Origin of the sequence: Saccharothrix longispora, from assembly GCF_031455225.1 — a bacterium.
Taxonomy (GTDB): domain Bacteria; phylum Actinomycetota; class Actinomycetes; order Mycobacteriales; family Pseudonocardiaceae; genus Actinosynnema; species Actinosynnema longispora.
This window is the reverse complement of record NZ_JAVDSG010000001.1, coordinates 1,536,811-1,549,191: the sequence shown is the minus strand read 5'-3', so window position 1 is coordinate 1,549,191 and position 12,381 is coordinate 1,536,811. Positions and strand designations below refer to the sequence as shown.

Here is a 12,381-nt window from a genome sequence, read left to right as displayed (position 1 = left end):
ATCATCGGGCTTCGGGTAACCCGAAGGTCAACCCCGCGGTCAGTGGGTGAGCTTGAGCCCGATCACGCAGCCCACGATCCCGGCCAGCAGCAGCGCCCTGACCAGGGACACCGGCTCGGTCCCGGACCACATGGCGTAGCCGGCGGTCAGGGCCGCGCCGATCCCGACCCACACCGCGTACGCCGTGCCCACGGGCAGGCCGCGCATGGCGTACGCGAGACCGCCCATGCTGCCAGCGGCGGCGATGGCGAACACGACCGTCGGCCAGAGCTTGGAGAACCCCTCCGACCTGCTCAGGGCGGTGGCCCACACGGCTTCCAGCACGGCGGAGAGGAGGAGGACGACCCAGTGCACGACGACTCCCGGAACGCCGTCTTGTCGCTGACCGGGTACGGCGCCGCTCGTCCGGGAACCCGCTCCGGGTTCGCCTCCACCTTCCCACACGCCGGTGCGCCGGACGCGGTGCAGTCGGTCACCAGCCCCGCCGCCCGGCGCGGCACCGCCGGACGACGAGCACCGGACGACGAACACCGGACAGCGGTGGACAGCGCGCCGGTCCCACCGGGTCGCGGCACAGGAGTGCGCCGGTCCGACCTGCAGCGGATGTCCGCGTTCACCCCTCCTGGAACAGGTCGGCGAGGCGCACCGCCCGGCCGGTGTCCAGGGAGCGGTTCGCCGCGATGCCCACGCCGGCGGCGAGCAGGCCGTCGCGGAGCCCCGCGCGACGCCCCAGCGGGTCTTCGACGCCGGAGGGGCGGAACACGTCGGCCAGCAGGTGGGCGTCTCCCCCGCCGTGGGCTCCTTCGCCCCGCGGGACGTCGACCAGCCGGGCCGGGGACCAGTGGGGTTGCAGCAGGAGTCGTTCACCGGGCGGACGCGGGTCGGGGGCGGTCGGGCGGTCGGCGGTGGCCGCGCGGCCCGGGCCGGCGCTCGGGTCCACCACCGGGCGGCCCACCACGCCCGCCGCGCCGACCGGGGGCACGTGGCCGCGTTCCACCACGTCCAGCTCCAGCCTGCCCGCCGTGCCGTTGACCGCCACCCGGTAGCCCTCCCACGGCGAGTGGGCGTTGAGCGAGTAGCTCATCGACGCGCCCGAGCGGTAGCCGACGACCACCGAGAGGTTGTCCTCGGTGGTGATGCCCCCGCTGAACACGTCGCGGTCGCGCAGGTAGCCGTCGTCCGGCTCGGCCTCCAGGTAGAGCCGGCGCAGCACGTCGTCGGCGCGCAGGTCCAGGGCGAACGGGTCCGTCCCCGTCCCCGGCGCGCCCGTCGAGCGCTCCGGACGCGGGCCGAGGCCGCGCGCGGCGGCGTTCTCGGCTCCGTAGAACCGCAGGCCGCCCAGCGCGAACACCGTCCGAGGCACGTCGCCCAACCACCAGTGGACCATGTCGAAGTGGTGGCTCGCCTTGTGCACGAGCAGGCCGCCGGAGTGGGCCTTGTCCCGGTGCCACCGCCGGAAGTAGTCGGCCCCGTGCACGGTGTCCAGCACCCACTCGAAGTGCACGGAGGTGACGTCGCCGATCGCGCCCCCCGCGATCAGCCGGCGCACCTCGCCGTTGCGCGGCGAGTACCGGTAGTTGAACGTCACCACCACCCCTCCCACCGAGTCGCGGGCCGCCTCGGCGATGGCCCGCGCGCCCTCGGCGGTGGTGGTCAGCGGCTTCTCCACCACGACGTCGCACCCCGCCCGCAGCGCGGCCACGGCGTAGCGGTGGTGGGTGGCGTCCGGCGAGGTGACGACCACCGCGTCCGGTCGCCGCTCGCGCAGCAGGTCGTCGAACCGCTCGGGTGGGTAGCGCGCCGGCGCGTACCCCAGGACCGCGTCGTAGTAGGACATCCGGGTCGGGCTCGGGTCGCACCACGCCACCACCTCGCCGTCGTCGGCGTACTCGGACGCGAGCGCCTCCACGTACATCGCGGCGCGGTGTCCCACGCCGACCACGGCGTAGCGGCGGCGGGAACCTGCGGTGTCGGACAAACCGGTGCTCCTCACGGTGCGGGTGGCGGCCCGTCGTGCCGGACCGCCCAGGGGTCGACCGGCACGACGGCGGTGCTGCGGCCGTCCGGGGTGAGCAGGCAGCCCATCCGCTTGACCGCGCGCAGCTCGATCGTGCGGTCGTTCACGGCCAGGCTCGGGAAGTGGGTGGACAACCGCTCCTCGAAGCGCCGGCTGTCCGGCAGCGACCGCAGCCACAGGCTGATCACCAGGTTGTCCGCGCCGGTCACCGCCGCGCACATGCGGACCTCCGGCAGCGCGGCGAGCCCGTCCACCACGGCGCGCAGCCCGTGCGGCGGCACCCTGGCCCAGAAGCTCGCCGACACCGGCCACCCGGTGACGGGCTGCGCGGTCTCGCACCGGAACGTCAGCGTGCCGTCGCGCACGGCACGGGCCAGCCGCCTGCGCGCGGTGGACGCGCTGGTGCCGGTGCGCTCGGCGAGGTCCGCGACGCTGCACCGCGCGTCTGGGGCCAGCGCCACCAGCAGGTCCCGGTCGGTGTCGGCGAGGACGCCGGCGGCGGGCGGCGGCGGGCGCAGGACCGCGCGCTGCCCGCCGGTCAACGAGTCGAGCCGCCACGTGCCGCCCTCGGTGAACATCCGCGTGACCAGGTGGGTCCGGGTGGCCCGGACCCCGGTCAGGCCCAGCACCAGGGCGGACAGCGACGCGAGGTCCGGCGTGAGGACGGTCAGGCACAGGTCGCGCCCGCTGCTGGCGATCGTCACCGAGGCGATCTGCGGCACCCCGACCAGTTCGGCGATCACCCGCTCACGGGTCGCCGGCTCGCAGTCGACCTCGACGAACGCCAGGCAGCGGTGCCGGGCCCAGCCCACCAGGCGCGGGTACGCGGTCACCCGGACCACCCCGGCCCCGGTCAGGCGGTTCCAGCGGCGGGCGGCCGTGGCCGGGTCGACGCCGAGCGCCGCCCCCACCTCGGCCCACGAGGCCCGCGGGGCGACCTGGACGACGTTGACCAGCGCCCGGTCGATCTCGTCGAGGTCGTACGCGGCGGAATCCTGCACCGAACCCCCGGGTCGTGGCGCTTTCCAGGCATCTCCGCCCCAGGTTAGACCCGGGTGGCGACCGTGGGGGGCATGGACGCGAAGCGGAAGAACCCGCGCACCACCCGCACCGCCGGCTGGACCGGCCTGGTCGTCGCCGGTCTCGGCGCGCCCGCCTACGCCCTGTGCACCGCGTTGATCGACGACGGCACCGGCCCGCTCGGTTTCGTCGGCGACGTCGCCACGCTCTGGGGCCGGGGGACGCAGGCCGCCCTGGTCCTGCTGGGGCTCGCCGTGCTGCTCGCCCTGGAGGCGGCGCTGACGAGGGGCTTCACCTCGGCGGGGACGAAGACCTGGGCGGTGGTGCCGCCGGGCGCGGCGGCCGGCCTGGTCGCGGCGCCGCTGCTCGTGCTGGTCGCCGTCCCCTGCCTGCTCCTGCTGACCGTGCTCGCGGCGATCAGCGGCGACGACAGCCCCCGGGACGACTGGATCGGTGGGCTCTGACCCGGCGCGGGGTGCCGGAGCGGCGGTGGGGTCCACTCGGGGTTGGACCCCACCGCTGGTGGGCGGCTCAGCCGACCGCAGGACCGGAGTCGCCGCTGGCCGCCATGTCCTTGAGGAACTCGTGGCACTGCTTGGCCCGTGCCGAGTCCTCCTCCATCACGCGGCGGAAGAAGTCGGCGATGTCCTGCCGACCCGCGTTCTCCGCGTCACGGACGTACTGGCCGTAGTCGTGCCCCGCCTTGAGCGAGTGGTACTGCACGGAGATGAGGTCGTAGCTGACGTCGTCGAACCCGGTCTCGCCGGTGGCCATCGTTCCTCCTCGGTGTCTCACCCGGACTGCGGTGTTCCTTGGCCTGGTCCGCTTACCCCGCACGACGCCGATCAACCCCCTGCGCGCCGATTGCGTCCGGACGGGTGTCGACCGCACCACCCGGGGGTCCCTCTACTGTGGACGCGGTGACCAGCATCCAGGAACGCCTCTACCCCGACCTGCCCTGCTTCGGCTGCGGCCACGGCAACCCGAGGGGACTGCGCCTGCGCAGCCACCCCGGCGACGACGGCGTGGTGACCGCCGCGTTCACCCCGTGGCCCGAGCACGACAACGGGCTGGGCTTCCTCAACGGCGGCATCATCTGCACCGTCCTGGACTGCCACAGCGCGGCGGCCGTCGTCCTGGAGGCGGAACGACGCGGCTGGCCGGCCCTGCCCGGCGCCGCACTGCCCTACGTGACGGCCGGGCTGGACGTCCGCTACCTGCGGCCCTCACCCCTGGACCAGCCGGTGGAGCTGCGGGCCGTGGTCCGGGAGGCCGCCGAGGCGCAGATGCTGGTGGACGTCTCGCTCGTGTGGGACGGCAAGCCGCGCGCCGAGGCGACGGCCCTGTGGAAGCGGTGGCGTCCCCGATCCGCGGGCTGACGGGTCGGCGGGTCTTCCCTACGCGGGGACGGTCCTGGTCAGGAAGTCGCGGACGAGCGGGACCACCTCGGCGAGGTTGGTCTCCAGCGCCCAGTGCCCGCCGTCGAGCAGGTGCAGCTCGGCGTCGGGCAGGTCGCGGAGGTAGGCGCGGGCCGCGCCCTCGGGCATGTAGCCGTCGGCGGGCCCCCACAGGATGAGCGTGGGCGGGCGGTGCTCGCGCAGGTAGGCCTGCTCGTCGGCGAACCAGCCGAGGGTTCGGCCCTGGTCGGCGATCAGGTTCACCAGGTTGGCGCGCCGCCGCGGCGTGGTCAGGGACCAGTGCAGGTGCCACAGGTCGGGGCTGACGCGGGCGGCGATGTCGTCGCCCACCTCGCCGATGAACTCGTCGCGGAAGCCTTCCTCCGTCACGTTGGCCGCCAGCTCCTCGCGGCCCCCGTCGGTGGGATCGGCCCAGAAGTCCTTGAGCGGCTTGTACTTGGGGCCGTGCTGGTCCTCGTAGATGTCGCCGTTCTGGATGATCAGGGCGGTCACCCGCTCGGGGGCGTGCATGGCCAGGCGCAGGCCGAACTGGGCGCCGTAGTCGTGCAGCCAGATCGCGTAGCTCTCCAGACCGAGGGTCTCGGTGAAGCGGCGCAGGAAGTCGGCGTAGCCGGTGAAGGTGTAGGGGAAGTCGTCGGGGGTGGCGCTGTAGCCGAAGCCGGGGTAGTCCGGTGCGACGAGGCGCCAGCGGTCGCCCAGGGCGGGCATGAGGTTGCGGAACTGGAAGGACGAGCAGGGGTACCCGTGCGGCAGCAGCACCACCGGCGCGTCGGCGGGTCCGGCTTCGCGGACGAAGATCTCGATGCCGTCGACGTCGATGGTGCGGTGCGTGACGGCGGCCGGCTCGTGCGACGAAGTCATACCTCCGGGTTTCGCAGATCGGGCAACCCGAACACCCCCTGATCGTGCGAATTTTCCCCGATGTGGTCACTCACCGCCATCAACGCTGGTCGGGTTCACGGGCGCACCGCCCTCATCCACAGGTGCCACGGGAACTCGTCGTGGCCGACCCGCGGCTCCCGCAGCGCCTCGATCAGCAGACCGGCGTCCTCCAGTGCTCCCGTGTAGGCGCTCAGCGGGTGGTTCCAGCCGCTGAACCTCATGCGCACCCCGTCCCGTTCGACCTCGTCCTCGAAGCGGTGGCGGTCGAAGTAGGGGCGGTCCAGGACGAACAGGCCGTCGCGGCGGCTGCCGGTGTCGGTGATCGGGTGGGTGATCGACAGGCACAGCCTGCCGCCCGGTTCGAGCACCCGGCCGATCTCCGCGACGGTGCCCGGCAGGTCGTCCACGTCCATGAGCACGTTGTAGGCGACCACGAGGTCGAACCCGCCGTCCGGGAGGGGCAGGTCGGCCGCGTCCGCGAGCAGGTACCGCCCCCCGGGGTCCGCCTGCCGCGCCGCCTCCAGCAGGGTGGGCGAGGCGTCGACGCCGGTGACCCGGTGCCCCCGCTCACCGAGGTCGCGGGACACCCGGCCCTCGCCGCAGCCCAGGTCGAGGGTGGCCCGGGCCGCGTCCGGCACCAGCGCGAAGAACGCGTCGCGGTAGCGCCAGTACGAGTCGAAACCCGGCCTGCGCGCCCAGGCGATCCAGTTCCCCGCCTGCTCTTCCCAGTCCTGCGCGGCCGTGGTCGGCGCATTGTCGCTCACCGCCCGCAGCGTAGTGCGGCCACTCGGCCGGGCAACCGGTTCACGCGCGCACCGCGGTCACGCCGTGCTGAAGACCTCGTCGCGCAGCGCCGACCCGCCCTCCACGACCTCCGCCGGTCCCGCCGACCGGGTCACCACGGACGTGGCCGCGCGCAGCAGCACGCGGGCGATCATCGGGTCGATCGCGCCGGCCAGGTGCGGGACGGCGGTGCGGAACGAGACGCGGTGCACGACCCGGCTGCCGCCGTCGGTCGCCTGGACCTCCCAGGCGCCCCCGAGGTCCACGAAGTCGCCCTCGACCTGCTCGAAGCGCAGGGTGCGCGACTCGACGTCGACCTCGGTGCGCTGCGTCCAGCGGGCGACGCCGCCGCGGAAGCGCAGGGCGTAGCGGTGCTCGCCGTCGGCGACGACCTCGACCGATTCGAGGTCGTCGGCCTGCTCCGCGAAGCGTTCCTGGCGCCGCAGGACGGCGAACACCTCGTCCGGGGGCCTCGGGGTGGACAGGACGACGCTGTGCTCGTTCATCGTGCTCCTCCGCGCGTCACGTTGACGCCTTGCAGGTGCGAGGTCCGCAGCATCAGGTAGTTCGCCTCGCCGAAGACCCCGCCGGTCAGGCCGGTCCCACCGTGCGTCGGCAGGAACGGCCGGAACGCCGAGTGGGAGTCGTTGACGTTGACCACACCGCCGTTGGTCACCTCGGTCGCGATGCGGTCGACCAGCCGCTCGTCGCGCACCCAGAACGAGTTGCGCAGGCCGTAGGCGTTGCCGTCGACGAACCGGAGCACCTCGTCGAACAGCGCGTCGTCGGAAGCCGCCTCGGCGGCGTCGGGCACGACGACCGGCAGCAGCGGCGAGAAGGTCTCCTCGCGCACGGCGGGCGTCTCGCGGGCGGTGCGCAGGCCGTCCACCCGCAGCACGGTGGGCTCCAGGAAGAAACCGGTGTCGGACGGCGTGCCGTCGACCTCCAGCCGGCGACCGCCGTGCAGCAGCCGGCCGCCCCGGCCGAGCGCGTCGGCGATGTTGGCGAAGTGCGCGCGGGCCATGAGCACCGGGGTGAGCACCACGCCGGGTTCGTCGGGGTAGCCGGGCCTGGTCGCGGCGGCGATCCCGACCAGCCGGGACAGCAGCTCGTCGGCGATGGCCGGGTGGGCGATGACGTGGTTGGGGATGTTGCAGATCTGGCCGGACTGCCGGAAGTTCTCGGTGATGGATCGCGCGGCGGCGTCGAGGTCGGCGTCGGCCCACACCACCACGCAGTCGTTGCCCGCCAGCTCCAGCACGGGTTTCTTGCCCGCGGCCACGGCCGCGCGCTCGAACTCCAGGCCCTTGGCGCTGCCACCGACGTAGACGATGTCATCGACGTGCGGGCTCTCCAGCCACAGGTCCGTCATCGGGGGTCCGCACAGGACGTTGAACACCCCGGCGGGCGCGCCGGCCTCCTCCAGCACGGGGATGACGACCTCGCGCAGCGCGTGCGTGGTGGCCAGCGGCACGCCGCGCGGCGCGCGCACGACCACGGCGTTGCCCGCCAGCAGCGCCGAGGCCCCGAACAGGGCGTTGGGCGTGGAGGCGTTCTGCGGCGGGTTGACGCACACCACGCCGTCCGCGACGCGGCGGACGGTGGCGTACCCGGAGCCGTTGGGCTTGGTCGTCTCCATCTGGGAGGCGCACCAGTGCAGCGTCCGGCCGCTGAAGTCGGCGCGCCAGTACTCGTCCAGGGTGGGGCCGGCCAGGTCCACGGGCTGCCCCTCGGCGACGAGCAGGTCCACGAGGTCGTCGCGCTTCTCCCGCAGCCGCTCCCCGATGCGCAGGCCCAGCGCCACGCGGTCCTGGAGCGGGACCCGCGCCCACTCGGGCGCGGCGCGGGCGGCCGACTCCAGCGCGTGCCGGGCCATCCGGTCGTCGGCCAGCGCGCAACCGCCGGCCACGGCCGGTCCGGCGGAACGCGCGTCGACCAGACCCGCGTCCAGGTCCCGCTTGAGGACCAGCGCGGGCACCGTGTCCTCCAGCACCGCACGGGCGGTGACGGTGTGCACGTAGCGGCCCTCGGGGTGCTCGACGTCCTTGCCGTCGATGTAGGCCGGGTACATCAGCAGGTCGTTCCTCATGTCCTCACCTCTCGCGCGACGGCGTCGACCGCGGCTGCGGCGATCGTCACCGCCTGGTTGCGGATCTCCGGGACGGCGGTGCTCTCGAACAGCTCCCCCCGCCGCAGGGCGCCGAGGGCGAAGATGCGGCGGGGCGCGCCGCGCCGGTCGAGCACCCGGCCGTCGCCGCCGGTCGCCACGCCCAGGCCCACCCGGTCGGGGCGGGCGGTGCCGTCGGCCACCAGGTCGCGCAGCAGCGGGTCCCCGACGTCCTGGCGGAACCCCGTGGTGTTGACCAGCCACCCGACGCGCAGCGACCGCGTGCCGCCGGGGGTGGCGAGGTCGACGTCGAACCCGTCACCGGTGCACCGCACCCGGTGGACCCTGCCTCGGTGCACGCGCAGCCTCCCCGCGCCGACCAGCGCCCGGACCCGCCGGTGGGTGGCGGGGGCGGCGCGGTGGCGGTGCACGTCCCAGTACCGGTTGACGCGGTCCAGGAAGCGCCGCCGGTCGGCCACGTCCAACTGCTGCCACAGCCCGGGCGCGTGCGGGCGCAGCCGGTCCACGAACTCGCGCCAGCGGTCGGGGTCGGCGGCGACGCAGCGGCGCGCGAAGCCCAGCAGGTCGCCGAGCGACCCGATGCCGCGCAGCGCCTCGGGGCCACCCGGCGGTGCCGTCGCGTCCGGCGTCCCGGCCTGGCCGGCCCGGTGCGACCTGGGCAGCAGCCCGTGCCGCGACACCGCGTGCACCACCGCGTCCGGGTGGGCGCGGGTGACCGTGCCCGCCAGGTCCATCATGGACAGGCCGGTGCCCAGCACGAGGACCGGCGAGCCGTCGGCGACCGCGGGCGGGCCGTCCCACCGGCCGTCCCACGGGTCGCGCACGTACCGGGGTGCCCCGGCGGGCACCACGCCGGCCAGCGGGTCGCCGCCGCCGACGCCCGGCGCGAGCACGGCGAAGTCGGCCCGCACCGGCCCCCGCCGGGCCAGGTCCACCGTCACACCGCGCTCGTCGGCGGACAGCCCCGTCGCGGTGTCGGCGGCCCGGTCGACCACCGCCGCGCGGTGGGCCCGCCGCTCCTCGGCGAGCAGCGTCTCGACCAGGTAGCGGCCGTAGTCGCCGCGCGGCAGGAACGCGGTCGCGTCGGCGTCGCGGCCGCCGCCCCGGCTCCAGCGCACGAAGTGGTCGGCGTCGTCGGCCAGCGCGCTCATCTTCCCGGCGGCGGTGTTGAGCAGGTGGTCCGGGTCCCCGGTGCGGTAGGCCCGACCGGGGCCGAACTCGCCGCTGCGGTCGACCAGGACCAGCTCCAGCCGCACGTCGCGGTCGGCGGCGGCGCGCAGCAGGTGGATCGCCGCCAGCGCACCGCCGGCGCCGACGCCGACGACGACCACCCGCAACGCCTCAGCCATCCTGCTCGCCGCGGTCGGCACCGACCACCGACAGCGCGTCCCCCAGCAGGCCGGCGGCCAGTGTGTCGCCGCCCTTGGGGTCGATCAGCAGGAACGCGCCGGTGGCGACGCAGTCCGCGTAGTCGTCGAACGGCAGCGCGTCGGCGACCTGGAGCCGGACCTGGCCGATCTCGTTGAGCGCCAGCTCCTCCGGGTCCCGCTGGATGGCCAGCTCCTGCTCGTCGAGCCGGGCGGGCAGGCCGGGCACGCGGCACTGCGTGGTCCGCGTGCCGTGCCGCAGCAGCACCTTCGCGCCGGGCCGCAGCGGTTCCTCGGCCAGCCAGCACACGGTGGCGTCGAACTCGTCCTGGACGCTCGGCCTGCGGTCGGCCGAGGCGAGCAGGTCGCCCCGGGTGACGGCCAGGTCGTCGGCCAGCACCAGGGTCACCGGCTGCCCCTCGTCCGCGGAGTCGACCGGCCCGTCCGGGGTGCCCACCTCGGTGACGGTGGTGACGGTGCCCGCGGGCAGGACCACGACCTCGTCGCCGGGCGAGACCCTGCCGGCCACGACCTGGCCCGCGTACGCGCGGTAGTCGTTGCCGTCGGAGCGCAGCACGTACTGGACGGGCATCCGGAACCCGACGTCGCAGCCGCGCCGGTCGGGCGTGACCCGCTCCAGGTGGTCGAGCAGCGTCGGCCCGTCGTACCAGGGGGTGTTCTCCGAGCGGGTCACGACGTTGTCGCCGGTCAGCGCGGACATCGGGATGGCGGTGACCTGGTCCTCGTCGTAGCCCAGGGACACCGCGTGCGCCACGAACTCGTCGCGGATCTTCTCGTGGGTGTCGCGGTCGAAGTCGACGAGGTCGAGCTTGTTGACCGCCAGCGTGATGCCGGGGACGCCGAGCATCGCCATCACGGCCAGGTGCCTGCGGGTCTGCGGCAGCACGCCCTTGCGGGCGTCGGTCAGCAGCACCGCGTGGTCCGAGGTCGAGGCGCCGGTGACGGTGTTGCGCAGGTACTGGACGTGCCCGGGGGTGTCGGCCAGCACGAACGTGCGCTTGGCGGTGGCGAAGTAGCGGTAGGCCACATCGATGGTGATGCCCTGCTCGCGCTCCGCACGCAGGCCGTCCACCAGCAGCGACAGGTCGGGGTCGTCCAGGCCGCGCTCCTCGCTGCTGGCGAGCACCGCGTCGATCTGGTCGCTGAGCACGGACTTGGTGTCGTAGAGCAGCCGGCCGACGAGGGTGGACTTGCCGTCGTCCACGCTGCCCGCCGTGACCAGCCGCAACAGGTCGGACGTCATCAGAAGTACCCCTCCCGCTTGCGGTCTTCCATGGCTGCCTCGGAGATCTTGTCGTCGGCGCGGCCGGCGCCGCGCTCGGTCAGCCTGCTGGCCTTGATCTCCTCGATGATGTCGGCGACGGTGGCCGCGTCGGACTCGACCGCGCCGGTGCACGAACCGTCGCCGACCGTGCGGTAGCGCACCGTCTTCGCGACGGTCTCCTCGTCGTCGCCGGGTCCGCCCCACGGGCCGGCGGTCAGCCACATGCCGTCGCGCAGGTAGACCTCGCGCTCGTGCGCGAAGTACAGCGGGGGCAGTTCGATGCCGCGCTCGTCGACGTAGCGCCACACGTCCAGCTCGGTCCAGTTGGAGATCGGGAAGACGCGGACGTGCTCGCCGGGCTTGTGCATGCCGTTGTAGAGGTTCCACAGCTCCACGCGCTGGCGGCGCGGGTCCCACCGGCCGAAGTCGTCGCGGATGCTGAAGATCCGCTCCTTGGCGCGGGAGCGCTCCTCGTCGCGGCGACCGCCGCCGATGACGGCGTCGAAGCCCTGCCCGGTGATGGTGTCGAGCAGCGGGGCGGTCTGCAGCGGGTTGCGCAGGCCGTCGGGCCGCTCCTCGACCTCGCCCCGGTCGATCCAGTCCTGCACCTCGGCGACGTGCAACTGGAGGCCGAACCGCGCGACGATGTCGTCGCGGAACTCCAGCACCTCGGGGAAGTTGTGGCCGGTGTCGACGTGCACCAGGGTGAACGGCGGCGGCAGCGGCGCGAAGGCGCGCACGGCCAGGTGCACCAGGACGGTGGAGTCCTTGCCGCCGGAGAACAGCAGCGCGGGCTTGTCGAACTCGCCCGCGACCTCGCGCAGGATGTGGATGGCCTCGGCCTCCAGCACGGAGACGCCGGTGACCGCCCTCTCCTTCGTCGGAGCGCTCATCGCAGCACCGCCTCCCTCGTGTCCGGTTCCCGGCTCTCCTGCTCGCAGCGCTCCAGGGCGCGTTCGATCATCTCCAGGCTCTCCTCGATGCCGTACTGCGCGGTGTCCACCCGGACCTCGGGCGAGGCGGGTGCCTCGTAGACGTCGCTGACGCCGGTCATGCCGTCGACCTCGCCGCGATCGGCCTTGGCGTACAGGCCCTTGACGTCGCGGTCGGCGCACACCTCGACGGGCGCGTGGACGTGCACCTCGACGAAGGTGAGGCCGGCTTCCTCGTGCTGGGCGCGGACCTCGGCGCGGGCCGTGCGGAACGGCGCGATGACCGAGACGACCGTGAGCACGTCGTGCCTGGCCAGCATCGCCGCCAGCTTGCCGATGCGCAGGACGTTCTCGGTCCGGTCCTCCTTGGTGAACCCCAGTTCGGGGAAGAACTCCTCGCGGATCTCGTCGCCGTCCAGGTGCTGGACGGGCCGCCGGTCGCGGAACCGGGCGACCAGTTCCCGGCCGAGCGTGGACTTGCCGGAACTGGGCAGCCCGGTCAACCACAGCGTGGTGGCCACAGCTCTTTCCTCCTTCTGCTCGTCGGTC

13 protein-coding genes, 1 pseudogene and 1 riboswitch are annotated in these 12,381 nt (G+C 74.0%); of the genes and pseudogenes, 2 read left to right on the top strand and 12 right to left on the bottom strand.

All coding sequences use genetic code 11. From position 1 onward, the window contains the following. Positions 1-39: 39 nt before the first annotated feature. The 3 genes from J2S66_RS06940 to J2S66_RS06930 all read right to left on the bottom strand — a co-directional run bounded on the left by J2S66_RS06940 (position 40) and on the right by J2S66_RS06930 (position 3,018). Positions 40-354 carry a DMT family transporter gene (locus J2S66_RS06940; protein WP_310305197.1) on the bottom strand — a complete coding sequence of 105 codons (315 nt, stop codon included), beginning with the start codon at positions 352-354 and terminating at the stop codon, positions 40-42. A gap of 10 nt (positions 355-364) precedes the next feature. Next, a riboswitch (guanidine-III (ykkC-III) riboswitch) is annotated at positions 365-429 on the bottom strand. 184 nt (positions 430-613) lie between these two features. Continuing rightward, positions 614-1,978 (bottom strand): Gfo/Idh/MocA family protein, encoded by a 1,365-nt coding sequence (locus J2S66_RS06935; RefSeq protein WP_310305194.1) that lies wholly within the window; start codon positions 1,976-1,978, stop codon positions 614-616. Positions 1,979-1,989: 11 nt separating this feature from the next. Next, positions 1,990-3,018, bottom strand: a complete 1,029-nt coding sequence (locus tag J2S66_RS06930) for an Lrp/AsnC family transcriptional regulator (RefSeq protein WP_310305192.1) — start codon at positions 3,016-3,018, stop codon at positions 1,990-1,992. A 72-nt stretch (positions 3,019-3,090) separates the two neighbouring features. On the opposite strand from J2S66_RS06930, the gene J2S66_RS06925 reads away from it, so the two are divergent. After that, positions 3,091-3,501 carry a hypothetical protein gene (locus J2S66_RS06925; RefSeq protein WP_310305190.1) on the top strand — a complete coding sequence of 137 codons (411 nt, stop codon included), beginning with the start codon at positions 3,091-3,093 and terminating at the stop codon, positions 3,499-3,501. Positions 3,502-3,568: 67 nt separating this feature from the next. On the opposite strand, the gene J2S66_RS06920 is transcribed toward J2S66_RS06925, so the two are convergent. Then, positions 3,569-3,811, bottom strand: a complete 243-nt coding sequence (locus J2S66_RS06920) for an acyl carrier protein (protein ID WP_306746080.1) — start codon at positions 3,809-3,811, stop codon at positions 3,569-3,571. 146 nt (positions 3,812-3,957) lie between these two features. On the opposite strand from J2S66_RS06920, the gene J2S66_RS06915 reads away from it, so the two are divergent. Continuing rightward, a complete protein-coding gene (locus J2S66_RS06915) occupies positions 3,958-4,416 on the top strand; it encodes a PaaI family thioesterase (RefSeq protein ID WP_310305187.1) in 459 nt (152 codons plus the stop codon). A gap of 18 nt (positions 4,417-4,434) precedes the next feature. Here J2S66_RS06915 and J2S66_RS06910 read toward each other — a convergent pair whose 3' ends face one another. From J2S66_RS06910 to cysC, 8 genes and pseudogenes are all read right to left on the bottom strand, one after another. Then, on the bottom strand, positions 4,435-5,316 hold the full coding sequence (locus J2S66_RS06910) for an alpha/beta fold hydrolase (protein WP_310305183.1): 882 nt from the start codon (positions 5,314-5,316) through the stop codon (positions 4,435-4,437). Between the two features lie 95 nt (positions 5,317-5,411). Further along, a complete protein-coding gene (locus tag J2S66_RS06905) occupies positions 5,412-6,101 on the bottom strand; it encodes a class I SAM-dependent methyltransferase (RefSeq protein ID WP_310305180.1) in 690 nt (229 codons plus the stop codon). A gap of 57 nt (positions 6,102-6,158) precedes the next feature. After that, the gene (locus J2S66_RS06900; RefSeq protein ID WP_310305177.1) at positions 6,159-6,626 is read right to left on the bottom strand and encodes a type II toxin-antitoxin system RatA family toxin; all 468 of its coding nucleotides are present in this window, start codon (positions 6,624-6,626) and stop codon (positions 6,159-6,161) included. Further along, a complete protein-coding gene (locus tag J2S66_RS06895) occupies positions 6,623-8,209 on the bottom strand; it encodes an aldehyde dehydrogenase family protein (protein ID WP_310305175.1) in 1,587 nt (528 codons plus the stop codon). Before J2S66_RS06895 ends, J2S66_RS06900 begins: the two co-directional genes overlap by 4 nt. After that, the gene (locus tag J2S66_RS06890; RefSeq protein WP_310305173.1) at positions 8,206-9,597 is read right to left on the bottom strand and encodes an FAD/NAD(P)-binding protein; all 1,392 of its coding nucleotides are present in this window, start codon (positions 9,595-9,597) and stop codon (positions 8,206-8,208) included. The genes J2S66_RS06895 and J2S66_RS06890 overlap by 4 nt, the downstream gene beginning before the upstream one ends. Next, positions 9,590-10,879 (bottom strand): sulfate adenylyltransferase subunit 1, encoded by a 1,290-nt coding sequence (locus tag J2S66_RS06885; RefSeq protein WP_310305171.1) that lies wholly within the window; start codon positions 10,877-10,879, stop codon positions 9,590-9,592. The genes J2S66_RS06890 and J2S66_RS06885 overlap by 8 nt, the downstream gene beginning before the upstream one ends. Then, positions 10,879-11,793, bottom strand: coding sequence for a sulfate adenylyltransferase subunit CysD (gene cysD, locus J2S66_RS06880; protein ID WP_310305169.1), 915 nt, complete (start codon positions 11,791-11,793; stop codon positions 10,879-10,881). Before cysD ends, J2S66_RS06885 begins: the two co-directional genes overlap by 1 nt. Further along, positions 11,790-12,365, bottom strand: a pseudogene (cysC, locus tag J2S66_RS06875) (adenylyl-sulfate kinase); the annotation flags it as partial. The pseudogene cysC and the gene cysD, both read right to left, overlap by 4 nt. Positions 12,366-12,381: the final 16 nt, after the last annotated feature.